General features: G+C 47.6%; 22 protein-coding genes. 9 read left to right on the top strand and 13 right to left on the bottom strand.

Annotation, left to right across the window (positions count from 1 at the left end; genetic code table 11):
* Nucleotides 1-10: 10 nt before the first annotated feature.
* Nucleotides 11-490, top strand: a complete 480-nt coding sequence (locus PV783_RS22855) for a hypothetical protein (RefSeq protein ID WP_420989707.1) — start codon at nt 11-13, stop codon at nt 488-490.
* Here the strand turns inward: PV783_RS22855 and PV783_RS22850 are convergent.
* The gene (locus tag PV783_RS22850) at nt 487-963 is read right to left on the bottom strand and encodes a group II truncated hemoglobin (protein WP_420989706.1); all 477 of its coding nucleotides are present in this window, start codon (nt 961-963) and stop codon (nt 487-489) included. The two genes, PV783_RS22855 and PV783_RS22850, sit on opposite strands and share 4 nt — an antisense overlap.
* A 164-nt stretch (nt 964-1,127) precedes the next feature.
* Here PV783_RS22850 and PV783_RS22845 point away from each other — a divergent pair, with 164 nt between their 5' ends.
* Nucleotides 1,128-2,582 (top strand): aminoacyl-histidine dipeptidase, encoded by a 1,455-nt coding sequence (locus PV783_RS22845; RefSeq protein ID WP_420989705.1) that lies wholly within the window; start codon nt 1,128-1,130, stop codon nt 2,580-2,582.
* 68 nt (nt 2,583-2,650) lie between these two features.
* Here PV783_RS22845 and PV783_RS22840 read toward each other — a convergent pair whose 3' ends face one another.
* Nucleotides 2,651-5,020 carry an ABC transporter permease gene (locus PV783_RS22840; protein WP_420989704.1) on the bottom strand — a complete coding sequence of 790 codons (2,370 nt, stop codon included), beginning with the start codon at nt 5,018-5,020 and terminating at the stop codon, nt 2,651-2,653.
* Between the two features lie 248 nt (nt 5,021-5,268).
* On the opposite strand from PV783_RS22840, the gene PV783_RS22835 reads away from it, so the two are divergent.
* Nucleotides 5,269-6,906 carry a M57 family metalloprotease gene (locus PV783_RS22835; protein ID WP_420989703.1) on the top strand — a complete coding sequence of 546 codons (1,638 nt, stop codon included), beginning with the start codon at nt 5,269-5,271 and terminating at the stop codon, nt 6,904-6,906.
* 146 nt (nt 6,907-7,052) lie between these two features.
* Here the strand turns inward: PV783_RS22835 and PV783_RS22830 are convergent, their stop codons facing one another.
* The 4 genes from PV783_RS22830 to PV783_RS22815 form a co-directional block, all read right to left on the bottom strand.
* The gene (locus PV783_RS22830; RefSeq protein ID WP_420989702.1) at nt 7,053-7,937 is read right to left on the bottom strand and encodes a hypothetical protein; all 885 of its coding nucleotides are present in this window, start codon (nt 7,935-7,937) and stop codon (nt 7,053-7,055) included.
* A 21-nt stretch (nt 7,938-7,958) separates the two neighbouring features.
* A complete protein-coding gene (locus PV783_RS22825) occupies nt 7,959-9,203 on the bottom strand; it encodes an MFS transporter (protein ID WP_420989701.1) in 1,245 nt (414 codons plus the stop codon).
* A gap of 14 nt (nt 9,204-9,217) precedes the next feature.
* The gene (locus PV783_RS22820) at nt 9,218-9,655 is read right to left on the bottom strand and encodes a MarR family winged helix-turn-helix transcriptional regulator (protein ID WP_420989700.1); all 438 of its coding nucleotides are present in this window, start codon (nt 9,653-9,655) and stop codon (nt 9,218-9,220) included.
* 72 nt (nt 9,656-9,727) lie between these two features.
* On the bottom strand, nt 9,728-10,294 hold the full coding sequence (locus PV783_RS22815; protein ID WP_420989699.1) for a Crp/Fnr family transcriptional regulator: 567 nt from the start codon (nt 10,292-10,294) through the stop codon (nt 9,728-9,730).
* A gap of 203 nt (nt 10,295-10,497) precedes the next feature.
* On the opposite strand from PV783_RS22815, the gene PV783_RS22810 reads away from it, so the two are divergent.
* Nucleotides 10,498-11,184, top strand: a complete 687-nt coding sequence (locus tag PV783_RS22810; protein ID WP_111579377.1) for a type 1 glutamine amidotransferase domain-containing protein — start codon at nt 10,498-10,500, stop codon at nt 11,182-11,184.
* Between the two features lie 56 nt (nt 11,185-11,240).
* Here PV783_RS22810 and PV783_RS22805 read toward each other — a convergent pair whose 3' ends face one another.
* Together PV783_RS22805 and PV783_RS22800 are read right to left on the bottom strand one after the other, a co-directional pair.
* On the bottom strand, nt 11,241-11,618 hold the full coding sequence (locus tag PV783_RS22805) for a DoxX family protein (protein WP_420989698.1): 378 nt from the start codon (nt 11,616-11,618) through the stop codon (nt 11,241-11,243).
* A gap of 14 nt (nt 11,619-11,632) precedes the next feature.
* Nucleotides 11,633-12,097 (bottom strand): DUF2214 family protein, encoded by a 465-nt coding sequence (locus PV783_RS22800; protein WP_111579186.1) that lies wholly within the window; start codon nt 12,095-12,097, stop codon nt 11,633-11,635.
* A 122-nt stretch (nt 12,098-12,219) separates the two neighbouring features.
* Here PV783_RS22800 and PV783_RS22795 point away from each other — a divergent pair, with 122 nt between their 5' ends.
* Entirely contained in the window at nt 12,220-12,855 is a 636-nt protein-coding gene (locus PV783_RS22795; protein ID WP_168771450.1) for a MarR family winged helix-turn-helix transcriptional regulator, read from the top strand.
* A gap of 156 nt (nt 12,856-13,011) precedes the next feature.
* Here PV783_RS22795 and PV783_RS22790 read toward each other — a convergent pair whose 3' ends face one another.
* The 3 genes from PV783_RS22790 to PV783_RS22780 form a co-directional block, all read right to left on the bottom strand.
* Nucleotides 13,012-13,725 carry a hypothetical protein gene (locus tag PV783_RS22790; protein WP_420989697.1) on the bottom strand — a complete coding sequence of 238 codons (714 nt, stop codon included), beginning with the start codon at nt 13,723-13,725 and terminating at the stop codon, nt 13,012-13,014.
* A 116-nt stretch (nt 13,726-13,841) separates the two neighbouring features.
* Nucleotides 13,842-14,780, bottom strand: coding sequence for a hypothetical protein (locus PV783_RS22785; protein WP_420989696.1), 939 nt, complete (start codon nt 14,778-14,780; stop codon nt 13,842-13,844).
* 60 nt (nt 14,781-14,840) lie between these two features.
* On the bottom strand, nt 14,841-15,686 hold the full coding sequence (locus PV783_RS22780) for an alpha/beta hydrolase (protein WP_363438455.1): 846 nt from the start codon (nt 15,684-15,686) through the stop codon (nt 14,841-14,843).
* A 96-nt stretch (nt 15,687-15,782) separates the two neighbouring features.
* Here PV783_RS22780 and PV783_RS22775 point away from each other — a divergent pair, with 96 nt between their 5' ends.
* Both PV783_RS22775 and PV783_RS22770 read left to right on the top strand, forming a co-directional pair.
* Nucleotides 15,783-16,580: a class I SAM-dependent methyltransferase gene (locus tag PV783_RS22775; protein WP_420989695.1), complete on the top strand. Its 798-nt coding sequence runs from the start codon at nt 15,783-15,785 to the stop codon at nt 16,578-16,580.
* A 3-nt stretch (nt 16,581-16,583) separates the two neighbouring features.
* The gene (locus PV783_RS22770; RefSeq protein ID WP_420989694.1) at nt 16,584-17,072 is read left to right on the top strand and encodes a protein-tyrosine phosphatase family protein; all 489 of its coding nucleotides are present in this window, start codon (nt 16,584-16,586) and stop codon (nt 17,070-17,072) included.
* Nucleotide 17,073: 1 nt separating this feature from the next.
* Here the strand turns inward: PV783_RS22770 and PV783_RS22765 are convergent, their stop codons facing one another.
* Both PV783_RS22765 and PV783_RS22760 read right to left on the bottom strand, forming a co-directional pair.
* On the bottom strand, nt 17,074-18,690 hold the full coding sequence (locus PV783_RS22765) for a family 43 glycosylhydrolase (RefSeq protein ID WP_420989693.1): 1,617 nt from the start codon (nt 18,688-18,690) through the stop codon (nt 17,074-17,076).
* Nucleotides 18,587-19,471 carry an AraC family transcriptional regulator gene (locus tag PV783_RS22760; RefSeq protein ID WP_420989692.1) on the bottom strand — a complete coding sequence of 295 codons (885 nt, stop codon included), beginning with the start codon at nt 19,469-19,471 and terminating at the stop codon, nt 18,587-18,589. The genes PV783_RS22765 and PV783_RS22760 overlap by 104 nt, the downstream gene beginning before the upstream one ends.
* A gap of 161 nt (nt 19,472-19,632) precedes the next feature.
* Here PV783_RS22760 and PV783_RS22755 point away from each other — a divergent pair, with 161 nt between their 5' ends.
* Nucleotides 19,633-22,644 (top strand): glycosyl hydrolase, encoded by a 3,012-nt coding sequence (locus PV783_RS22755; RefSeq protein WP_420989691.1) that lies wholly within the window; start codon nt 19,633-19,635, stop codon nt 22,642-22,644.
* Nucleotides 22,641-24,065 carry an arabinose isomerase gene (locus PV783_RS22750; RefSeq protein ID WP_420989690.1) on the top strand — a complete coding sequence of 475 codons (1,425 nt, stop codon included), beginning with the start codon at nt 22,641-22,643 and terminating at the stop codon, nt 24,063-24,065. Before PV783_RS22755 ends, PV783_RS22750 begins: the two co-directional genes overlap by 4 nt.
* Nucleotides 24,066-24,072 lie beyond the last annotated feature (7 nt).

Genomic DNA, 24,072 nt, shown 5'->3' with positions numbered 1-24,072 from the left:
AATCACCCCTATGACCAACGACACTTCTTCCATTTTTGACAAGGATTTTTCAGACAAATCAGCAGTACGCCGCCGCGATATAATGCCGCTTGCGCTGAGAATATATGCCTGGTTTTTTATGGTTTCTTCCATTTTTTCGCTGTTAAGCAACTGTTTCCAGTATATCCGGTATCCGGATATATTTAAGTTGAATGAATTTAATCTTACCGTAATATTTTCTATTGCCACTGCCATATTGTTTCCGCTGATAAGATTCTTGCCCAACCTTTTAATTTTGCTGGAGAAGAAGTATGCTGTACTGTTAGCCCTGGTAACGGTGGCGATTTCTATGCTGGAGTGGTGTTACACCTCTTACATTAGCATGGCTCACGGAATTATGGGCTACGCAGTAGTGGCAACGAATATTTTCTGGTTATTAGTAGATATCCCTTATCTCATCATCCTGCTACGGATCAGGAAAGATTGGGAAAAGGGCAGGGGACGGCCCTAAGGAATATAAGGCCCGCCCGGTTCTCCCCAACCCCACTTCGGCATCGGCTCATCCGGCTTCATGGGCACTTCCGTTTCCTGCGAATTGATCACTGCAATACGTGTACCCCATTCGATATACGCCACAAAAGCAGACCTGAACTCAGGATCATCCGGAAGATTCAGCGTGTCAGCTGTTTCTATCAGCAACTGTACCCATCTTTTCCGGTGCTGTTCTGTGAGATGTTTGCCCAGGTGCTTTTGGATCATCCTGAAATGAGAGCCTTCTTCTTCACTGTACATTTTTGGTCCGCCGAAAACTTCAGCAATAAAATGCGCCACATGCAATTGATGCGCGGGCGACATATGCCGGAATACCGGCGCTAATAATTCATCCTGCAATACCTTATCGTAAAAGGCATTCATCAGTTTTTCAAATACGGGCATACCACCAGCCCATTCGTATAGTGTGGGGATTTTTTTCTCTGAAGTCATTACCAGGTTGCTTGATTATTCTAAAGATAGTAATTAAGCCGCCAAGTTAGCAGGAGCAACAATGTAAAACAAGCGCCTACCAAAAAGTAGGGGGCATCAACTGTTTAATACCCCGGATGAATTACCTTTACAAATACCTTCAATCAACGGTTAATATTATTTCAATGGAAATAAAAGACTTATCACCAAAACACTTATGGCAGCATTTCGCTGAACTGAATGCCGTTCCCCGCGCTTCCAAAAAGGAAGAGCGGGTAATCGCTTTTATGATGGATTTCGGAAAACGCCTCGGCCTGGAAACAGCCAAAGACGCCATCGGGAATGTAGTGATCAAAAAGCCGGCAACACCCGGCATGGAAAACCGGCAAACGGTCATCCTCCAGTCGCACCTCGATATGGTTCATCAGAAAAACAGTGATACCGTATTTGACTTTGATACCCAGGGTATCGATATGTATGTGGATAACGACTGGGTAAAAGCGCGTGGCACCACCCTCGGCGCAGACAATGGTATCGGCGTCGCCGCTATCATGTCGGTACTGGCCGCAAAGGACATCCCGCATCCCGCCATTGAGGCCATGTTTACCATCGATGAGGAAACCGGCATGACCGGCGCCAAACAACTGGACCCGGCTAATTTTTCCGGGAAGATCCTCCTGAACCTCGATACAGAAGAGGAAGATGAACTGACCATCGGTTGCGCCGGCGGCATCGATACCAACACCAAAGGCACTTATAAAGAAGTACCTGTAGTGAAGGATGCTGTTGCCTTTCACATCAGCATCAAAGGGTTACTGGGCGGCCACTCCGGCATGGAAATCCATAAAGGCAGGGCCAACGCCAATAAGGTGATGAACCGGCTCCTGTATAAAGCCGCAGAGCAGGTGAATGTACAGCTGGCCAGCTTAGACGGCGGCAGCCTCCGGAATGCCATCCCCCGCGAATCACAGGCCGTTGTTGCCGTTCCGTTAGCAGATAAGGAAAAGTTCACCCGCGTTATCAGTGAATTTGAAGCCACTATAAAAGAGGAATATAAAACCATAGAACCGTCCTTTGTACTGGAATGCAAAGAAACCGCGGTGCCCTCACTGGTAATGGACCCCGTGTATCTGCGGCTGTTGCTGCGCGCCATTTATGCCGTACCAAACGGCGTATTCCGCATGAGCCCTGATATCGCCGGACTGGTGGAAGCTTCCTCCAACCTGGCCAGGGTACAGGCTAAGGACGGTGTGTTCATTACACAGTCCCTGCAACGCAGTAGTGTGGAAAGCACCAAAAATGACGTAGCCACTGCGGTAAGCGCCGCATTTGAAATTATTGGCTGCGAAATAAACCAGGGCGGCGACTATCCCGGGTGGAAACCCGATGCCGATTCCGCTGTGCTCCGGTTATTACTGGAACTGTATAAAGATCATTTCACGCATACGCCTAACGTAGGCGCCTGTCATGCAGGGCTTGAATGTGGTATCCTAGGCGCACACCTGGGCAATCCGGATATGATCTCTTTCGGCCCCACCATCCGCGGCGCACATTCCCCGGATGAGAAAGTACAGATCTCTTCCGTTGGGAAATTCTACGATTACCTGCTGCATATTCTCCGGGAAATACCGGTTAAATAAATAAGGGTCATAAATAACAAGGCTTCCGTTCGAAAGAAGGGAAGCCTTGTTATTTATAGTAAAAAAGATTAATCGTTCTTCAAACACCTCACCGGGTTCGTGAGCGCCGCCTTTATAGATTGGTAGCTGATCGTAGCCAATGCAATGAAGATCGCCATCACACCTGCCAGTGCAAAAATATGCCAGCTCACCGGCGCGTGATACACATAATGCTCCAGCCAGCGCTGAATAGCATACCAGGCAATAGGAGTTGCAATAAAAATAGCTACCAGGATCAGTTTAATAAAGTCAACAGACAATAACTGCGTAATGCTCATTACAGAGGCGCCTAATATTTTCCGCACCCCAATTTCTTTGGTCCGGCTTTCCGCCATATAGGCAGAAAGACCTAATAACCCAAGACAGGAAATACTGATAGCCAGTGCGGCAAACAAGCCAGCCAGTACTTTGATACGTTGCTCATTATCAAAATTCCGGGCATACTCATCATCTATAAACCGGTAATTAAAAGGATAATCAGTATTATATTTTCTGAAGATGCCCGCCGTTTGCCGTAGGTTGTCTGCCATCGGCCTTTCCCTGCTGAACCTGATATGCAGGGTGTTAAACCAGCTGCCGGGGCCTTCTATCATCAGCGGTGGAATTTCTTCATAGGGAGAGTTCAGAATATAATCTTTCACCACACCTACCACATGCCAGCTCGTTTTATGATCTGCCTGGGTAAGGATTTGTCCCACAGGTGCATCAAAACCCATTGTTTTTACAGCTGTTTCATTCAGCAGTACGGCGAAGGAGTCTGAAGGATACTGATGGATATTGATATCCCTTCCGGCCACTAACTGTAGTCCCGCTGTTTTTACAAGATCCGCGTCTGTACTGAACAGTGCAATGGTAGGATCATTGTCCGCATTTTTCCCTTGCCAGTGCAGCCCCCACATGTTGGATCCCCGCTCGGTAATGGTGCCCATCGTTTTGGTAACGCTTACGGCTATACCGGAACTGATAAGATCCTGTTTGATAAGTGCATAATTCTTTTCAATATCACCGGCAAAATCTACCCGGATCAGGTCGTCCTGTGAATAACCGGTCTGGCGGTCCTGGGCATAGCGGATCTGGTTGCGTACGGCAATGGTGGAGATAATGAGCACAATAGCAAAGGTAAATTGTATCACTACCAATACTTTTCGCGGTGATAACCACGCACTTGTTCTTTTGAATTTCCGTTGAAAAATACCTGCCGGACTAAAAGACGCCAGGTAGAAAGCCGGATAACTCCCTGCCAGTGCGCTCGTAAAGAGAATGAAGACAATAGCCGCTATCCAGAATGAGGTCTGCTGATAAGGGACTGTGAGTTGTGCATTCACCAGCTGATTAAATGATCCGATCGTAAAAAATACCAGGATCATTGCGCCTATAACTGCAATACTCACCGTTACAAAGGATTCCGTCATAAACTGCCGGATCAGTAATCCTTTGCCTGCACCGGCTACCTTGCGGATGCCAACTTCTTTAGCGCGTTTTTCGCTTCTGGCGGTACTCAGGTTCATGAAATTGATACAGGCTATTAACAGGATAAAACCCGCTATCACACCAAATAAACGAACAGTGGTAATTCTCCCGCCGGTTGCTTTTCCATTTTCAAAAGATGAATACAGGTGCCATTGACTCAGTGGATGCAGAAAGTGTGTCCATACATCCATCTTTCCGGAATGCCGCCGGGTGAAATCGCTGAACTTATTGTTAAAGGCAGTTACAGAAACATGCGGCTTTAACAGCACAAAAGTAGACGTATTGTTACTGAGCCAGCTCTCATTATTCCATCCTTTCTGTTTTAATAACGACCAGGGGAGAAGATATTCAAAGTTAAAGCGTGTATTGGAAGGAAGGTCTTTCAGCACGCCGGTTATGGTTACCACATCTTCGGTATTTAACCGGAGTGTTTTATTCAATGCCTCCCCGTTACCAAATAATTTCTTCGCCAGCTTTTCAGTGACCACAATGGAATGAACATCTTTTAGCTGCCCGCCGGGTGCACCTTCTGCCAATAGAAAATCAAACATCTCCAGGTAAGCAGGATCTGCAAACCCTCCTTCAACACCGGTGAGTTGTTTATTTTCCGCCGTAATCAGAAAGCTGTTCACACTGCTGAAGCGGGTGGTGTTTTCCACATCCGGGAATTCCTGTTTTAACGCAGGCCCCAAAGGCTGCGAGGTGCTGCTGATGGCAAATAAACTACCGTTCATGGTGGAAAGCCCATAGGCTTCATACAGCCGGTCCTTATGCGGGTGGAACTTATCAAAGCTGATTTCATGTTGTATCCATATCAGGATCAGGATTACACCAGCCATGCCTATGCTTAGGCCCGAAATATTTATAAAAGAAAACCACTTATTGCGGATTAAATTCCTCCAGGCAACTTTAAAATAATTCTGCAGCATGGCAATGATAATGATTTAGAAAAGATCCCTCCAGTCAGATGCCAGTATTTTACGAGCTGATTGCCAGCTGTTTATATTTTCATTTTTTGGATGACCTGTACGTTTTCAGGAGGGGAATGTTCATTTATGAACATCTCATGAGGTGAAAAAATACCGATGGAATAAGTATAATTATTACTTTCGCGTCTTAATCGACTAATCTAAAGTAACTAAAATCCTTTTAATCCGATTTATCCAAAAAAGTATCTATGAAGCTGTTAACTAAAATTCTCGTCTGCCTGACGACAGGCATTGTAGTTTTATCATCCTGTAAAAAAGATCATCCGGATGACCACAAAATACCTGCTGCTACTATTTCCAGAATCAACGCACTTGGATTTGATACCCTGAACGTTACAAAAGTAGATGGTGGCTATGTTGTAGAAGGGGATATTTTTTTAACAGAAAATGACCTCGCAACCAGGCAAGGCTATACCACACTCTCTATAGGGGAATCTGATCAATATAAATTTTCCTATACGCTGAATGCATTACCACGTGAAATCAATATATCGGTATCCGGTTTACCGGCAGCTTATGTTGCTGCTACAGAAATTGCCATCGCCAGGTACAATGCGCTAAACCTCCGTGTAACCTTTAAGAAGGTTACCAGCAGTGCCAATGCAGATATTGAAATCCGTGATAATAATCTCGGTAACACCACATTGGCGCGGACCCCTGCTTATCCGGCCGTTCCGAGAAATCCTTCCAGCCCTGTTTTGCTGAATGTAGCCGCGCTGGGTAACAGCCCGGATGAAAACCGCCTGGCAACACTGATCACCCATCAGATTGGTCACGCTATCGGTTTAAGACATACCACTTATGCTAACAACCCTTATAGTTGTACATATAACCAGGTAGACAGAGCCGGAAATAACCAGGTGGAACTGATCAATATTAACGGAACACCTACAACCGGAGCGGCCTACAGCTGGATGCTGGGTTGTATGGACAGCGGAGATCATCCGTTTAATCCAAATGATGTAGTGGCCTTGAATTACTTCTATGGGAATACGCCGGGCGATTTTGCTGTACCTGCAGCTGCGTATAGAAGAGGTACGAAAGAACTTCATCTGTTTTTAAGAAGCAAAACAAATACGTTACTGGAAAAGACTTACATACCTGGTACGGGCTGGTCTGCATGGAAAGATCTGGGCGGTACACTTACATCTGATCCCGGCGCGGCTTCTAAAGATGAAAACAGTATAGATGTATTTGTAAGAGGAACAGCTAACAACCTGCTCTATAAAACCTGGACTACCACCGGTGGCTGGAGCGACTGGAAAAACCTGGGAGGTAATTTAACTTCAGCACCCGCTGCAGAATCGAGAGCCCCCGGGTTACTTAATATTTTTGCAAAAGGAGCCAATAATGTTTTGCAGACTATTTATTACGGAGATGGTGCTGGTTGGCTATACTGGCAGAATTTCAATGTAACGGTTATCTCTGCTGCTTCTGCAACATCCCGTTACCCAACTTCTATAGAGATGTACGCACGTGGCGAAGATAACCAACTGGTACAGGGGGTTTGGACAAGAGAATCTGATAGAACGGTATGGAACAGTGTTGGTGGCTATATTACTTCTGCCCCCTCTGCTGTAGCAAGAGGTTTTCTTACCGTAGATATTTTTGCACTGGGCGTAAATCATAACCTGATAACAACCAACTGGTCTGTTACATCTGCCTGGAAAACATGGGAAAGTATCGGCGCCAATATATATTCAGCACCGGCAACAGCTTCAGCGGACTCCCTTTCAGTGGATATCTTCGCAAAAGGGCCAAGTGATAACCTGATGCAGAGAACCTGGACGAAGGCTGCTGGCTATGGTCCCTGGATAAATCTGTAACAGATTTATATTATCTTATAAAACAACCGGCAGTCTGTTTATTTTAAACCGGCTGCCGGTTGTTTTTATAAGATCTGGTATCATTAATCAGCGCTAGGATGTTTCGTTGCATTAGCCACAAACACATTAATCGTCAACCTACTCCCTCACTTCACATAACGGAAACGGATCATCGCATTTTCTGTTTCTGAAGAAGTCACCTTCAGCTCATACCGCTTGTCGCTGGTAAGAATAATCATTTTAGATGTATTGGGCGGAATATCGCCGAGGTTGTTGGCATGTAACACCAGTTCCTGGTATTCCCGCGAGGCATCTGCTGTAAGATGAATACGCAGCGGGCTCCCGGTAAGCTCCTGCCGGTCGGCTACTTTTACCCCGTTAAAAAATACGGTTACGGTATCATGATCAATGGTGCCGTAGTCATACAGGCTGATATCTATAGCCGGACTACTGATATCATAACTTCCCTGTACGCGGTTTTTGCGTTGGTCCGGGGCGGGTTTCACTGTATCCGGTTTGGATGGAGCTGCGCCTGCTACCGGGATCGTTTTGCGGCTGCCGGGAATTTCCAGCGCCGCAATTTCCGCCCCGCTGAGTTTCGATAACCGCAGCACTCTTTTGGTATGCACTTTCCCGGTATATTTTGAATAGCTGATCATGCTTCCCTGTAATACTATTTCTCCATCAATATCAAACAACTTCAGGTTCATAACCGCCAGCCGGGCGCTGTGATTTTTGGGTATGGTGAGGGCATTGAATTTTATTTCTTCAAAGCGCCAGTTATCGGCGCTGTCGTTTCGTTGGCCGGTAACCGTTAGTTCACCATAAAGTTGTGGCGTTTCATAAAACCAGGCGGTGCCGGTGTATTTCCCGGCAGTGGTTTGTTTTATATCCATGATGTAACCGCCGGTGCCATAGTACCATCCCTGCGATTCGGCGGCGGCATAGCCTTTCCATACACCTTCGAGGTTTTGGGCACGGAGGGCGGTTAACAGGAGAAGTCCGCAGCAGGTCAACAGTATTGTTTTCATCTGATTGGTTAACATATTACCTTAAAGATAAGGTTTCCAGGCATGTGCCGGCAATCCGGTTGCGGGTTGTAATTGTTGCTGCCGGAAAAGGAGCCCGCCGATAATGATGGTCACCACGCCCTGCAGCAGCACGGTATTGGGGGTGCCTATCCATTGGGAAACAGCGCCTACCAGCAATCCGCCGAGTGGCTGCATCCCGAAAAATGCCATCGCATAAAAGCTGATCACCCTGCCCCGCATCGCCGGATCTACCGTTGTCTGGATCAGGGTATTGCTGATCGTGATCTGCGACATCATGCCAAAACCTGCTATGGTAGCGAATATCAATGCAATGGGGTAAATGGTGGAATGGGAAAACAGTACGAGCCCGGCGCCGAATACCAGCGTGTTAAGCGCCAGTATCTTCCGGAGATTTTTTCCAGGTTTCAGGGAAGCGAGGAAAATAGCCCCGCAGAATGCGCCCATCCCGATGGCGCTGTCTATCACTCCAAAGGTGGAGGCATTGCCTTTGAAAATATCTTTGGCATATACCGGCATCAGCGTGCTGTAAGGCAATACCAGCAGGCTCACGGATGCCAGTGTAAGTAATATCAGCGAAATAGCCGGAGTGGCCCTGATATAGGCAAATCCTTCTTTCAGTTCGCCCAGCATATTGGTAGTACGCACTTTGGGGGTGTAAGCCGGGAGCTTCATATACAATAACGATCCTATTACGGCAATAAAGCTGATGGCGTTGATACCAAAACAGATGTCCTCCCCGAATTTTTCGAGCGCCAGCCCGGCGATGCCGGGGCCAATTAACCTCGACAAATTCACCATCGAAGAATTCAGCGCCAGTGCATTGGGCAGGTCTGCTTTGTCTTCCACCATTTCATATACCAGCGACTGCCGCGCGGGTACGTCAAAAGCGTTGATGAGGCCCAGGAAGGCGCTCAGTGCAATGATCTGCCACACCTCATAGTGTTTAAAGTAGATCAGCACGGTTAATAAAACCGCCTGGATCATAGAGGCAAACTGGGTCATCAGCAACAGCTTGTACCGGTTATACCGGTCCGAAGCCACACCGCCCAGGAACGAAAAAACAAAGGAAGGAAACATGCTCGCAAAAAGAGTGAGCCCGAGCATGAACTTGGAATGTGTTTGGGAATAGATCACCCAGCTGACGGCAGTTTTCTGCATCCAGGTACCTATCAGTGATATGGATTGTCCGCTGAAATATAACCGGTAATTACGACTCTTGAAAGCATTAAAAGTGCTGATGTTCATGTTAGTTCCCGCTTTTATTCGTACTCCACCAATTTTGATAAAGGCCCGATCGCTGCCTGCAGGATCGCCTGTTCTTCTTTTGTACAAACCTCGCTGATGGCCTTACTCAGCCACTCGTTCCGCTCTTTCCGCACCCGCTGCATCCGCTCTTTACCGGCGGCCGACAAGGAAATGTGAATCTTCCGCTTATCGTCGGGAGATGCGGTTCTGTTGATTAAACCCTGCTGGAAAAGATGCTGGAGTAATTGTCCCATCGATTGCGGCGTCATTTTCTCCATTACCGCCAGTTCGGCCGATAACAGGTACTCGTGCTGGTCCAGTAATACCAGCACAGAGCGTTCACTCTGCGATAACTGCTCGTTGGCGGGCGACAGTTTTCGCAGCTTTCTCACCAGCCTGGCAAGCAGGGGACGGAGTTGTGCAGCAAGTTGATTCGGATTTCCGGAAGCCATATAGTAAGGTAAAGTTATAAGTTTACCTTACAAATATATCAAATTATTTCCGGAGAGAATAAAAAGAAATAGTTATTTCCCGGAGAAACGGCTCAGCGTTTCACGCGATACCCCAAGATAGGCGGCAATCAATGTTTTGGGAACCCGTTGGAAAAGAGAAGGGTATTGCGCCAGTAATTGTTCGTAGCGCGACTGTGCATCATTATTAAGCAGCGACAGGATCCGCTGCTGTGACGCCACATAGCCGGAAGTGGCTTTCACCCGGAAGAAATGCTCCATTTTATGGGAGGCTTCACAGAGCTTATTTTTATTTTCGAAAGATAAGCACAGCAGGGTGGATGCTTCGATACAATCGATATTGAGATTGGTAGTTGTTTGATTTACGTATGCCTGGTAATCGGTAATCCACCAGTTCTCCATCGCAAACTGGATAATATGCTCTTTCCCCGCTTCGTTAAAATAGGCCGCTTTTAATAATCCGCTTACCACAAAATATTCATGTCCCACCAGGTTCCCTTCCTGCACCAGGAACTGGTGCTTGCGCAGTTTTTTTTCCGTGAAGTACGACTGTATATGATCGAATTCCGTATCCGTGAGTGGGGAAATTTGTTCGATATGTTGTCTTAGCACATTACTCATAAGATACAAATTAACATAAAAGCTGTGACCTGCATCACAATTAAATGGTGATCTGTTTCCTTCCACAGCATACGTTTAAGTACCAACTTTGTGTAAAAATCAGGTAAATGAAAACTAAAAAAACAGGCTTATTGCTGTTACTGTTGCCCTTTCTGGCTTTTCAGGCATATAGCCAACGTACAAAAACAATTAATCATCAGTCTATGAAAAAAATACTTATCGTAGTGAGTTCTTTCGGCGAAGTAAAAAGTACGGGTCATAAAACAGGCACCTGGATAGAAGAATTTGCCACGCCCTACTACCTGTTTACCGATAAAGGGTTCCAGGTAACCATTGCATCACCCGCAGGCGGAAAGGCGCCTATTGATCCAAAAAGTACTGCACCAGATTATAGCACGGAATCAGTAAAAAGGTTTCTTAAAGATCCGGCAGCACAGGAAAGATTGAACCACACGGTGCTGCTGAAAGACGTGCAGGCGGCGGATTATGACGCAGTGTTTTATCCCGGCGGACATGGCCCCATGTGGGACCTGGCAGATAACGCCAAATCCGCACAGCTGATAGAAACATTTTATGCAGCAGGAAAACCGGTAGCACTGGTATGCCATGCTCCTGCGGCGCTGAAAAACGTAAAAGATAAAACGGGTGCGCCATTGGTAAAAGGGAAGAAAATATCGGCGTTCACCAATAGTGAAGAAGTTGCTGGTCAAACTACCGCTGAAGTACCTTTTTCCCTGGAAGATATGTTGAAGGAGCGTGGTGCAAACTATGTAAAAGGGGCCGACTGGCAACCCTTTGCCGTAGCCGATGGCAATCTCATTACCGGCCAGAACCCTGCCTCCGCACAGTTAACAGGCGAAAAAGTAATCGCAGCCCTGGGTGTGAAATAATATAGCAATAACAATAAAAAGCCTTCAGACACGCCCGGTCTGAAGGCTTTACTTTTTTAGGCAACAACCACTGGTGGATGCAGTTTGTGATAGTAAACATAAGAAACTACCAGGCTTACAAAAAAGGAGGTGTGACCTATTTCCAGCAATACGCTGTCGCCGCTCGACAAATGCGCAATGGCTGCAGAAATCAATGTAATACCAAATCCAAAATAGGCGAACTCCCGCAGCTTCGGCGGTGTAAAGGGCAACAGGAGCGCCAGTGAGCCCAGTAACTTGGCAACGGTCAGTTCTATCCGGAACCAGTTGGGTAACCCCAGGTGGGCGAAAGCGCCCTTCATTTCAGGGTTGAAGGCAAAATTAAAAGCGCTCCATAACATCACGCCGGTAAGAATGAGTGTGGCCGTCCAGTAAATGATTTTATCTTTTTTCATGATGTTCAATTTGATCAGTTGAATTTGTAAACGCTCAACAGGATGATGATAAAAACGAATAATAACTGCACAGTGTGGAACAGGCTGATGTTGCTCCTGATTTTTTGAACCGTGCCGGCAGACGTTTCAAAGGACTTCTTTAACTGTTTTTTCTGCCGCTGCCCGAAAAGAAATGTGTTGAGGATAATAACGATCACCAGGCCAAACTTCACCCGGAACCACAGCTGTTCCCCAAAAACGCCGTGCGTCATGTACATAATGCCTATGCCGGAAAGAATGATCAGCCCGATCCCCACTCTCATTAATACCGGGAAAACGGATATGGCCTGCATCACGGTGGCAGCCTTGCTTTTATCCAGGTCGTACTGCTTCCAGAATTGCCGGAAACCTACAAAATCCGCTACCGACGTACCGGCAAAGAGCAGAAATCCTATGAGATGGAGCACAACGAAGCCCTGGAAAATAATCTGTGTTGACATCTGACTATGATTTTTATATGACAGAATCGAAATAATAATAGTAAATGTATAACGGAAATGTAGCAAAAACAAAAAATCCGGAGTATTTTTTCTATTATTGCTTCGAAAATAAAATATATAGCATGAATAAAGCCGTAGAACTGATTACTGAATGGGGGGCGTTTGATGATCAGCATCCGGAAAGCAGCATTGAAGAATTTTGCAGGTACTACCTCGCACACAAGCAAACACGGAAGCCCGTTCCGCCGGAAGGGAAGTTTCTGCCGGTACAAAGTGAAGGTGTACTGATGCGGGTAATCGGAAGGATCTTTAAGTTACATACCATTTACACGGTAGCGGCACTGGACGGTACCGGTATCAACACCATCGATGAATATTCATTGCTTAATACCGTGGCCCAGTTAAAGGAGCCCCGGAAAACAGAAGCGATCTACGCGGCACTACAGGAGCTGTCTACCGGCACAGATAAACTAAACCGCCTGAAAAAGCTTGGCTACCTCGCCGAATATGATGATAAAGAAGACAAGCGCTCCAAACGGTTAAAAGTAACGCCTAAAGGAGAAAAAGTATTAGTCCTGTGCAGACGGCGGATCAGCCAGCTCGCGGAGGTGATGTTCCACGACATGACAGACGATGACCGTAAATTATGCGTACAGCTGTTGAAAGGGGTGGAAACAAAATTCGCCGGTATCTGGCAGTCGCACAAAGGAAAGGATTTTGAAGAGATTTATGCGGAAATCATAACGGATAAACGTTAATACTTCGCCGCACAGAATCGCCGTAGTCGAACCGGGTCATTGATACATGAAAGCTGGTGCAGTTGGGCTTATTAAGAGGAAATAAATTATTACTATATCTCAAAATAAAACGAAAAAGGGCGGGCAAAATTGCCAGCCCTTTCAGTCAATTTGCGTTTACTTATCTACATCCATGCAGTACGTAACACAATGCCATACGCGTTTAAAATCTTTGCCTTCATGTTGCCCGCTGGCTTCTTCGGTAAAAGTACCTTCCAGCATGTAACGGCCTGCCCATGCGGGTGAAAAAGTAACGTCACCGGCCTGGCTGGCTTTGAACTTCTTAGTCCATCCCTCCGGCGATTGTACGGTTACTTCGCCGGCAGCAGGAACTGCTTTCTTATAGCTTAACTGCACGGTAGCCGGCTGATGCAGTTTGTTTGTTTTTTTGAGATTCGTGAGCAGGGAGAAATCCGTATAGTCTTTTACGTTATCTGCGCCGGTTAAAGAGTTGTTGACTTTCACCAGGCCCATTGCATAATAATGGATCTTACTGCCGCTATATACTTCCTGCACGGTGTGATCAATGGATAACACGTGCGTGCCGGCAACAGCGGGCGTAAAAGTCGCTGTGAAATAATTGCCGTTGGCGGTGCAGGCCAGTTTTTCTTTTTGTCCGTCGGGTTTCACCAGGTACAGGGTGAAATCTTTCATATTACTGAACCAGTTCTGAATAGAATCGCGCTCGTTATCTGCATATTCTCCCAGGAAAACTTTCACTTCCTGTGGCTGCCCGATCTTCCCGGTAGTAACGGTTTCAATCCATATGGCATGGGCAAAAAGCGGCTGAAGGCTACAGCATAAAATAACAGAAAACAGGAATTTTTTCATTATATCTTGATTTATTAGTGGAGCATCATCTGCAATGCGGGCAAAGCTATGCCGGGAGAGGGCCGGACCGGTAGCGAAAAGGGAATATTATTTACGCAATCGGGAAAAATTATCCGTTATTCGATGCTGACGAGATAATGCAGGAGCCGTTGCAGATCCTGGTTCACGGACCGGATGGTAGATTGAAGCTCATTTACCATCGCTGCACGGGTATGAAGGTCGTCGGCTTTATACACGCCGCCATCACCAAAAAACAGCTGTTTATCGGAAGTGCTGACACTCCCTTCAAGATCAAACCGCTCCCATCTCTTTTTAACATTAGCCGCCAGTGATATCTGCCCGCTGTTACTGAAATGTTTTTCATTCAGCACATACCAGGTAAAAGGAGGATAAATGGCAGAAGTATCCGGCAGGTACCAGATGTCCGATAATACATTCCGGAAATGCGCGAACCTGATCTTCTTCCCGGCGGCATTGATCGTTAATGCACCCAACCCCGCGGAAAGCAGGCCTCCACCAATGGCAACGGCATTCTGCGGACCATCCTCCTTGATAGCAACCGTCGCAATAGTAGTCAATGCACCGGTAATGATCGATGCCACCGTTAAGCGGGTATTCCTTTTGCTGTTAAAATTATCAAGATATTTGGCCAGCTGGTCAGCCTTTTCGCCTTCACAGTCCAGCTCCGCAGCAATACCGGCAATCTCCATGGTGGCCAGCAACAGACGGTGCTGGATCTTCGACCGGAGTTCAGATCTTCTCATCATCCCTTCCAAAGTGGTGTCTCCGCTTATTTCTTTCATCCGCCGGATCAGGAACAGGGTACCGGTAGCATTGGCCATCAATACTTCATGTACCGGTAAATCAGGGTTCGCCTTTATCAGTGAATCGGTATTTTTTAAGGGAATGGTATCCTGGTTGTTGGTGAAGGCGGTCGCCGGAGCGCAGTAGTTGCCGGTAATGGTCAGGTCGGTACTATTGATCACCCGAGTGGTTTTACAGGCGAACAGCAGTGCCATGCTGGCAAAAAGTAAGAGGAAGCAGCGTGTTTTCATGCAGGCATTTTTCTTCATACACTACAAACAACCTGCTAAATGGTTTGAAAGAACACCTCATTATCCGGATGGCAGTATCCACTGTAGCCCTTTTATAAAAGTAGGCAGCTGGGTATCCATATGTCCCAGGTTGGAATAAATGTCGCCCTGGTAGGTAATTTTTTGGGAGACAGAAGCCGTTAATTGCGCCATCAGCGCCTGTAGCGATAAGGCGCCGGAATCACCGGGCTCCGGTTCTTCCTGCCCTCCGAAAGTAAAATATGCCTTTACGTTTACCCGCGCGCTATCCTTTATAGTTTTCAGCTGCTCCGGCAGGTAGTAATGATTATAATGCAACGACGGACTCGCCGCAATATATCCGCTGAAGCCGGTGGCAGTACCGGCCAGATCACGGTAAAGTGTATACGCAGTAAAATAACCAGCCAGCGAATGGCCCATCAGCACCCGCTTTGTGGTATCGGTGCGGTATTGCTGATCTATTGCCGGCATCAGCTGACCGTGTATAAAAGACAGGAATTTATCTGCGCCGCCACTGGTGCTCATTTCATATTCCGGGATCGCCACAGGATAAGTGTCGTCCCGGTTCCTTAAAGAATCCATCGCTGGGAAATCTTTATAACCAATACCCACCAGAATCACATTGGGCGCCAGCCCTACTTCGGCATATTTATTCAGGGTAACTGCCATCACATCAAAGTACAGGTTGGCATCCAGCAGGTATACCACCGGGTATTTTGTGGATTGCTCCGGGTTATAATCAGCAGGAAGATGTATGAAGATAGAAAAGGAATCGGCCACGGCTTTAGCATACAAACGCATCACGGTGGTTTTACTTTGTTTATCTGCTTCGGACGAACATCCGGCCATTATCAGCAATACTATTACGGAAGTAACATAACGGGTCATAGCTGTTAATTTAGATACGTCGTAAAGTATCACTAATTTCTGTTTACAAAATGTTATATTTAAACTCACCGTTTCCTGATCAAACAACAGATCCTCATGAGTAATACCGCGAATGAAAGAGCCGTGATGCCAAAAGACAGCAGCATTTTAGACAGCCGGAGTTTGCAGAACAGCTATGCTACGCTGATACCATTGCTCAGGGAAGGCATGCGTGTGCTCGATGTAGGCTGCGGCACCGGCGCCATTTCTGCCGGAATAGCCGGTGCAGTGGGCCAAACCGGAACCGTGGTGGGGATCGACAGCAGTGCGCACTTAATCGCCAAAGGCAACACCGATCACGCGGATCTGGCTAACTTAACATTGCTGGAAGCCGACCTGTTTGCCTACAACCCCGCGGAAAAATTTGACCTCATCGTTTCAGCACGTGTACTGCAATGGTTAAGCAATCCGCGTGAAGCGCTGCTGAAATTTAAATCCCTGCTGAAACCCGGCGGATACATTTCTATTTTAGACTACAACCATACCCGGCTGGAATGGACTCCTGCACCACCGGAAAGCATGCAGCGGTTTTATAAAGCATTCCTCGACTGGCGTGCCGATGCAGGCATGGACAATGAAATAGCGGATCATCTCTCTGCGCATTTTGAAGAGCTGGGCTTTCATGATATCGCGGTACTGAATGCCGATGAAGTATATATCCGTGGTGAAAGTAACTTTGCGGAGAAAGCAGGCATCTGGTCCAAAGTAGCGGAACTCAGAGGGCCGCAGGTGGTGGAAAGTGGCTTTAGTACTGAAGAGGAGCGGATCCGCGCCATAGCCGATTACCAGGCATGGATCGGGGAGTCGGCTCAGAAAATGGTGATGAAACTGAAAGATGTAAGGGCAAGGATATAGTGTATGCAGACAAAAATTTACTGGTTGGAACAATTTAGTAACGGTGCCCGTTTGGGTATAATGGCAAGGCCACGGGGTAATGACTGGCTTGAAAGTGAAATCGTATACCTCAAACGGCAGCAAGTGAAAGTATTGGTATCATTGCTGGAAGCCCATGAAATAAGGGAGCTGGAATTAAAGAAAGAGGAAAGTTATTGTGTACAACACGAAATCACTTATGTAAATTTCCCCGTAAGGGATCGTGGCATTCCGGACAGTAGTCTCAAAACAAATTCCTTTATTACAACGCTAGCAGCGGAAATTGACGCTGGTCATTCAGTGTGCATTCATTGTCGGATGGGCATAGGCCGCTCCTCTATCATTGCCGGCAGCATATTACTGCTGAAAGGCCATTCTTTCAAAGGATTACTTGAAAAGATCGGTGCCGTACGTGGGCTGAAAGTACCTGATACTATCGAACAGGAGCAATGGCTGTTAAAAAGAGTTAACTAACCTACTTCCCCACATATGTACTAAACTTCAGCACCCGGTCTTTTTCAATAGTAAACACCTGGCCGCAATCAGCGCTGTAACCCGCACCACCACCGGGCGTTTCATCTTTATAGGTGATGCCATAACATCCGCTGCCCGTGGATGATCTGATCACCATCACATAACTGCGTTTGGCCGCTACCGTTATATGCGTTTTTATAGTAACCGGTTGCGGCGACCAGCTGAGGCTATCGCGTGAAACTGCCGTTTCATATAATGCCTTTCCTGCTGCCGGTAAGCCTTTATCATCGGCTGGATAAATGCTGATATGAAGATCATCGTCGGGGTAGCCGCTTTTAAAAGCAGTGATGCTTACAGCCGTAAGCACGCCGGAACGGGTAGGGGTAAAGGTTTGCGAGCGCTGTATGCATCCGTGAATATCGCACTGGAACCGGAAACCTTCCTGCCCGCTGCTGTTGTCGGGTTTTACTTTCACAACAGGAGGCAGCGCTGCGCGCAGTGGCAGTGCTATACTGTCTTTACAGATGATAGGTTCAATAGCGCCATCTGCTGCAAAGGAAAGCGGCGCCCAGTAGTAATTGGCCAGCGCTTCATTTTTGGCTGCTTTGTTCCACAGGTCGCTGCCATAAAGGAATACGCTGTCATTGTTGAGTTTAATAAGAGATACAAAAGAAGGCTGGCCTCCGCACGATTGGTCGCTGATCTTCACGCCATCAGACCATGGGCCTAACGGCGAGGCCGCACGACGGTAAGAAGTGCCGGTGCCGGCGCAATAGCCACAATTAGGATCGGAGTACAGGAGGTAGTAAATACCATTGCGCCGGAGAAGCGCCGGCGCCTCCGTATTTCCTTTGGTAACCGCTTTCACATGTTCGCCGCTGCCGGTAAGATAATCTGCGCGGAGCTTTTCTATTACAATGGTACCTTTTGTCTGCCAGTCGGTATACGCAATGTAAGCAGTACCATCTTCATCTACAAAGGTATCATGATCACCGTTGTTCAATCCTGCAACAGCGCCGTTGTTGTTCACTGCCAGCGTTGGCTCCGCCACTTCTGTAAACGGACCGGTAGGATGCTGGCTGGTAAATACGCGGAAGCCTATACGATTATCGTATACATTGATCCACAACACATACTGTTTTGTTTTTTTATTGTAGATCACATGCGGCCGGAAACAGCCGTAGGTACTGCCATTGCAGCGTGTTTGCCATACGGGTGTGCGGGCGTCAAATAAAAATCCTTTGTCGGTCCACTGCTGCAGATCTGTGGAAGTATATACTTTGAATCCGCAAAAAGGCGCATCCTTTTTGCCCCATTCAAAACCGCATCCATAGCTGGTTCCATAGAGGTAATACGTGCCGTTGAAGTAAGCAATTTCACCGTCGTGTGCATCAATGGCGGCGCCTGCCGTGCTGAAGCGGATAGTTTGCTGTTGCTGCGGGTTGAAGTTAATAAGCGATGAAGTCGTTTGTGCATGCACGTTAGCTGCCAGCAGTAATATGCAGCAAATGATATTAAATATCGCCCTGCGCTCTTTTCCGGTATTCCGTGGGCGTAAGGCCGGTCTTCTCTTTAAAGATCCTGGAGAAGTAAAACGAAGAATCAAACCGGAGATCATAGGCAATTTCTTTTACAGATACAGCGGGGTCATTTAATAATTCCCTCGCTTTTTCTATTTTAAGTTGTATGTAATACTGGAACGGAGATAAGCCCGTATATTTCTTAAATTCTTTCCTGAACCACGAATAGCCCACCTGTAGCTCTTCTGCCGCCTGCTCCGGGGAATAATGCTGAGAGATGTTGGCGCGGAATAACAGTCGTGCTTTATTCATCAGCTGCTCTCTTTCTTTATTCCCGTTTACCTGTTGCTTCACGAGATAGTGGATGGTTCCCATCAGGTGAAGGGCCGCGCCGGCAATGAGCGGCTGGTAGCCAGGGTTCTCCTGTTTTGTTTTTTCTATAATGAGATGAAACAACTGCAGCGTGCCTTCCTGGAAACCGATATATAAACAGGGCTTTTCCCGTGTAAAAAAATTCTCTTTCAGCAGGTTATCGAGTACAGGCCCTTTCATACCTACCCAGTATTCATCCCAGCCGGTTTCGGCGAGTGGCCGGTACCGGTGTCTTTCTCCGGGGAATAGCAGGATGATGGTACCGGCTTTTATTTCCTGCTGGCGGCAGCTGTCTGATTCAAAAATACCTTTCCCGCTGGTGATATAAATAACCTGGTACTCGTTCAATACCCTTCCCTTTTTCCAGTTGAAATGATGATGCGCAGGATGATTTTTTCCCGGATAGATGTCTGTTGCTGCTACCTGCGTACAACCGGTATTCAGCACCCACAGCCCCCAGTTCTCATCTTCCCTGCTTACAGGCAGGTATTTATAATAGTTCATCATAACGCTTCCTTCTTTTACATAAAAATATAAAAAGCCGGAAAGGAATGGGAAAGTAATAAGAATTTCCGCTCCCTGCCGGGATTATGTCAGAAAGTACAACTGAAATATCAAATAATTCATCCCACTACGGCTAGTTTTATTCCGGCTAAAATAATCCACTGATGATAGCTCTTCGTCCACGTTATTTTCTGTTATTTTTTTCCGGAAGATATATGCCTTACCGTTATCTTCTTTTGTTCATATTATGGCAGGTAATTTTCGTACAGCCGTTATGGTGTCAGCTGTCTGTATGGAAGCAGGGCTTTTCAGAACCGCCTGCCAGCACGCGTCCTGGGGTATATTGGTATTTTATGGATGGTAATTTATCAAAGGAAGGTATTACGGCCGACCTGGAGTCGATGAAAAAAGCAGGCATCAGCAATGTTACTTTCCTCGAAGTGAATGTAGGCATTCCCCGCGGTAAAGTTGATTTTCTTAGTGAAGCCTGGCAGGATCTTTTTGTACATGCAGTGCGGGAAAGCGAGCGGTTGGGGATTGAAGTTACCCTGGGCATAGGACCCGGCTGGTCGGGGAGTGGCGGTCCCTGGGTAACGCCCGCCCAGTCTATGCAGCACCTGGTAGCCTCCGCTACCCATGTTTCCGGTAACGAAAAAAAGATAGTCACGCTGCCGGTACCATCTCCCAAAACACCTTATTTCGGGGAAGATGTTTTTACCCCCGGTCTGAAAAAGCAATGGAACGATTTTTATAAAGATGTGGCTGTACTGGCGTTTCCTACACCCGCCAATGCGCAGCACATTACAGATATCGGTGAGAAAGCATTGTACTATCGCGCGCCATTTACCTCTGTGTCCGGCGTGAAGGCATACCTGCTATCTCCCGGTGTGTATGATACGTTAGCCGGGATTGCAAAGGATCGTATCATTGATCTTACTGCCGCGCTGCAACCGGATGGAACCCTGCGGTGGACCGTACCTCCCGGCAACTGGACCATCCTGCGTTTCGGCGTACGAAACAATGGCGCCATCACCCGCCCGGCGCCATTCCCCGGATTGGGATTTGAAGCCGATAAGTTTGATACTACCGCTATTAATGCACACCTGGATCATTACATCGGTACGTTGCTGCGTAAATTAGGAAAACAAAATCCCGCATTGCCAGGCGGTTTGAAACGCCTGCACATGGATAGCTGGGAGATGGGCGCTCAAAACTGGACGCCGCATTTCCGGGAGGAATTCAGGAAAAGAAGAGGCTATGATCCGCTGCCGTTTTATCCCGTGTACACCGGGAGCATTGTGGAGAACAGGGAAATCAGCGAACGCTTTTTATGGGACCTTCGGCAAACTGCGCAGGAACTGGTATTGGAAAATCACGCCGGGCATGTGAAAAAATATGCGCACGGGCACGGATTGAGTTTGTCTATAGAGCCTTACGATATGAACCCCACTGCCGATCTTGAGCTGGGCGCTATCGCAGATATCCCGATGTGTGAGTTCTGGAGCAAAGATCTTGGCTTCAACGCAGCCTTCAGCTGTATAGAGGCGGTGTCGGTTGCGCATGTGAACGGACAGTCACTGGTGCCATCCGAAGCGTTCACGGCACAAAATGATGAGGGCTGGAAACAATATCCCGGTGTTATGAAAAATCAGGGCGACTGGGCCTTTGCGGCGGGGATCAACCGGTTTGTGTTTCATACTTTCCAAAGCCAGGTGCTGGCCGATTCGTTGCGCCCCGGCATGACGATGGGGCCTTATGGAGTACACTGGGACCGCAACCAAACCTGGTGGCCGATGGCAGGGGCGTATCACCGTTATTTATCGCGGTGCCAGTACCTGCTGCAACAGGGAACTACGGTAGCGGATATACTCTATTTAACACCGGAAGGATCGCCGCATGTATTCCTGCCGCCACCATCGGCATTGTCTGGTGATGCCGTATTGCCCGATCGTAAAGGATATAACTTTGATGGCTGCGCACCCGGACAATTATACCAGGCCACAGTACAAAACGGTCGCGTTGTATTTCCCGGTGGTGCCAGCTACCGCATATTGGTATTGCCTGCTGTTACCACCATGACGCCGCAACTACTGGAAAAGATCCGGTCGCTTGTATTTGCAGGCGCAGTGGTTACCGGCATACCGCCGCAGCATTCCCCCGGCTTATCCGGTTATCCCGCCTGCGATGCCGCGGTGCAGGCAATCGCCGCAACACTCTGGAAACAACCAGCTTCCGGCAAAGGAAAAGTAATTTACAGCACTGCGCCGGCGGGTCAGCTGTACCCACTCTATGATAGCACGGCTGCTATCCTCGCGGCAATGGGCGTGCCGCCGGATCTGGAAGCAGGTGAAAATATCCGTTACACACACCGCACTACCCGCAACGCCGACTTATATTTTATCTCCAACCGGAGCAACGCACCAGTTAGCAGCAAAGCTATTTTCCGTAGCCGTAATGGTGCGCCGCAGCTATGGGATCCGATGACAGGCAGCATCCGTGCACTCCCGGAATTTACCGCTTCCGGAACACGCACCACTGTTCCGTTACAGCTGGAGGCAGGAGAAAGTTGCTTTATTGTTTTCACAAAAGAAACGATCGCAAAGCCCTCATCTTCCAAAAACTTTCAGAGAAAAATAATCGTACAAACACTGCAGGGCGACTGGCAGGTAGCCTTTGATCCAAAATGGGGCGGCCCGGAAAGCGTAACATTCAACCCGCTGCAGGACTGGACACAACGGCCCGAAAGCGGCATTAAATATTACTCCGGCATGGCGGTGTACCGTAAAACATTTGATCTGCCCGCAGCCGGGAAAAAAGCATCCCTCCTGTTACAACTCGGGGCCGTCAATAACCTGGCAAAGATTACACTAAACGGAAAAGAACTGGGTGTACTGTGGTGTGCACCCTGGCAGATTGATATCAGCAACGCCGTAAAAGAAAAAAATAATCTCCTGGAAATAACCGTTGCCAACCTGTGGCCTAACCGCTTAATAGGCGACGAACAACTCCCGGACGACGGCATAAAAAACGGGCAATGGCCCGAATGGCTGCTGAAAGGCTTACCCCGCACCAGCGGAAGGTATACTTTCTCCACCTGGAAATTTTATACAAAAGATTCCCCACTGCTACCATCCGGATTGCTGGGGCCGGTTACTATTCAAAAAATCACACCATGAATACATTGAAAGTTGGCCTGTTTGGCATAGGGCTCGCTGCCTATTGGGAACAATTCGAAGGACTGCAACATCGCTTATCCGGCTATATTAATATCGTACATCAGCAGTTGCAGCATTATGGCGCCGATATCGTTAATCTCGGATTAATAGACACGCCGGAAAAAGCTTTTGAAGCCGGCAGCCGTTTCAGGAAAGAAGACGTAGACCTGATCTTTTTATATGTAACCACCTATGCATTATCTTCCACGGTTCTACCGGTAGTGAAACGGGCAAAGGTACCGGTAATCGTATTAAACCTTTCTCCGGCCGCAGCCATTGACTACGCTACATTTAATAAACTTCCCAATCGCACCACCATGACCGGCGAATGGCTGGCCTTCTGTGCCGCCTGCCCCGTGCCGGAAATAGCCAGCGTATTCAAACGTTCACACATCCCTTTTTACCAGGTAACTGGTATGCTGCACAACGATCCCATTGTTTGGAAAGAAGTGGAAGAATGGATCGCCGCCGCGAAAGTAGCGCACATCTTATATCATAACAGGCTTGGCTTAATGGGTAACTATTATGGCGGCATGCTGGATATCTATTCCAATCTTACTTTACACGCCGCCGTATTCGGCGGGCATATGGAAATCATTGAGGTTGATGAATTATCAGGACTCCGCAATACGGTCAGCGAAACAGAAATTACCGCCAAACTCCACGAAGCACAGCAGGTATTTGACATACAACCCGATTGCTTACCGGAAGAATTGCACCGCGCCGCCAAAACCGCTGTAGCACTGGATAAGCTGGTAGAAAAGCATCAACTGGGCTCCCTGGCATATTATCATAAAGGAAGCGGCAATGCAATAAATGAAGATACCATGAGTTCCGTGATCATGGGCACCTCGCTCTTAACAGCACAGGGCATCCCTGTAGCCGGGGAGTACGAAGTAAAAAACGCACAGGCCATGAAGATCATGGATAGCTTTGGCGCAGGTGGCTCCTTTACGGAATACTATGCAATGGACTACCAGGATGATATTGTACTCATGGGCCACGATGGGCCTTGTCATCCTGTAATAGCCGCCGGTAAAATAAAGTTAAAGCCATTACAGGTATATCATGGAAAAGTAGGAAAAGGATTATCAGTAGAAATGTCTGTGGCACATGGTCCGGTAACCCTGTTATCTGTAGTGGAAACAGCAGATGGAAAATTGCAGTTCCTCCTGGCGGAGGGCGTGTCTGAAGCCGGTCCTATTCTTGAAATCGGTAACACCAACAGCCGTTACCGGTTCCCTACCGGCGCCAGGAATTTTGTGGAAGCCTGGAATGCAGAGGGGCCGGCGCATCATTGCGCAGTAGGCAAAGGGCATATAGCGTCGCGGATAAAAAAGCTGGCGGAGTTGTTGGGGGTGGAGGTTAAGCAGGTTTGCTAACTTCTCT

The organism is Chitinophaga sp. CC14, assembly GCF_048957795.1.
Taxonomy (GTDB): Bacteria; Bacteroidota; Bacteroidia; order Chitinophagales; family Chitinophagaceae; genus Chitinophaga; species Chitinophaga ginsengisegetis.
Note: the sequence above shows the minus strand (reverse complement) of the source record. Positions and strands in the feature narration are given on the sequence as shown.

What these genes read in the sequence shown, in the direction of transcription:
- PV783_RS22855 (WP_420989707.1), top strand. Translation starts at nt 11, where the DNA reads ATGACCAACGACACTTCTTCCATTTTTGACAAGGATTTTTCAGACAAA.
- PV783_RS22850 (WP_420989706.1), bottom strand. Translation starts at nt 963, where the DNA reads ATGACTTCAGAGAAAAAAATCCCCACACTATACGAATGGGCTGGTGGT.
- PV783_RS22845 (WP_420989705.1), top strand. Translation starts at nt 1,128, where the DNA reads ATGGAAATAAAAGACTTATCACCAAAACACTTATGGCAGCATTTCGCT.
- PV783_RS22840 (WP_420989704.1), bottom strand. Translation starts at nt 5,020, where the DNA reads ATGCTGCAGAATTATTTTAAAGTTGCCTGGAGGAATTTAATCCGCAAT.
- PV783_RS22835 (WP_420989703.1), top strand. Translation starts at nt 5,269, where the DNA reads ATGAAGCTGTTAACTAAAATTCTCGTCTGCCTGACGACAGGCATTGTA.
- PV783_RS22830 (WP_420989702.1), bottom strand. Translation starts at nt 7,937, where the DNA reads ATGAAAACAATACTGTTGACCTGCTGCGGACTTCTCCTGTTAACCGCC.
- PV783_RS22825 (WP_420989701.1), bottom strand. Translation starts at nt 9,203, where the DNA reads ATGAACATCAGCACTTTTAATGCTTTCAAGAGTCGTAATTACCGGTTA.
- PV783_RS22820 (WP_420989700.1), bottom strand. Translation starts at nt 9,655, where the DNA reads ATGGCTTCCGGAAATCCGAATCAACTTGCTGCACAACTCCGTCCCCTG.
- PV783_RS22815 (WP_420989699.1), bottom strand. Translation starts at nt 10,294, where the DNA reads ATGAGTAATGTGCTAAGACAACATATCGAACAAATTTCCCCACTCACG.
- PV783_RS22810 (WP_111579377.1), top strand. Translation starts at nt 10,498, where the DNA reads ATGAAAAAAATACTTATCGTAGTGAGTTCTTTCGGCGAAGTAAAAAGT.
- PV783_RS22805 (WP_420989698.1), bottom strand. Translation starts at nt 11,618, where the DNA reads ATGAAAAAAGATAAAATCATTTACTGGACGGCCACACTCATTCTTACC.
- PV783_RS22800 (WP_111579186.1), bottom strand. Translation starts at nt 12,097, where the DNA reads ATGTCAACACAGATTATTTTCCAGGGCTTCGTTGTGCTCCATCTCATA.
- PV783_RS22795 (WP_168771450.1), top strand. Translation starts at nt 12,220, where the DNA reads ATGAATAAAGCCGTAGAACTGATTACTGAATGGGGGGCGTTTGATGAT.
- PV783_RS22790 (WP_420989697.1), bottom strand. Translation starts at nt 13,725, where the DNA reads ATGAAAAAATTCCTGTTTTCTGTTATTTTATGCTGTAGCCTTCAGCCG.
- PV783_RS22785 (WP_420989696.1), bottom strand. Translation starts at nt 14,780, where the DNA reads ATGAAAACACGCTGCTTCCTCTTACTTTTTGCCAGCATGGCACTGCTG.
- PV783_RS22780 (WP_363438455.1), bottom strand. Translation starts at nt 15,686, where the DNA reads ATGACCCGTTATGTTACTTCCGTAATAGTATTGCTGATAATGGCCGGA.
- PV783_RS22775 (WP_420989695.1), top strand. Translation starts at nt 15,783, where the DNA reads ATGAGTAATACCGCGAATGAAAGAGCCGTGATGCCAAAAGACAGCAGC.
- PV783_RS22770 (WP_420989694.1), top strand. Translation starts at nt 16,584, where the DNA reads ATGCAGACAAAAATTTACTGGTTGGAACAATTTAGTAACGGTGCCCGT.
- PV783_RS22765 (WP_420989693.1), bottom strand. Translation starts at nt 18,690, where the DNA reads ATGATCTCCGGTTTGATTCTTCGTTTTACTTCTCCAGGATCTTTAAAG.
- PV783_RS22760 (WP_420989692.1), bottom strand. Translation starts at nt 19,471, where the DNA reads ATGATGAACTATTATAAATACCTGCCTGTAAGCAGGGAAGATGAGAAC.
- PV783_RS22755 (WP_420989691.1), top strand. Translation starts at nt 19,633, where the DNA reads ATGATAGCTCTTCGTCCACGTTATTTTCTGTTATTTTTTTCCGGAAGA.
- PV783_RS22750 (WP_420989690.1), top strand. Translation starts at nt 22,641, where the DNA reads ATGAATACATTGAAAGTTGGCCTGTTTGGCATAGGGCTCGCTGCCTAT.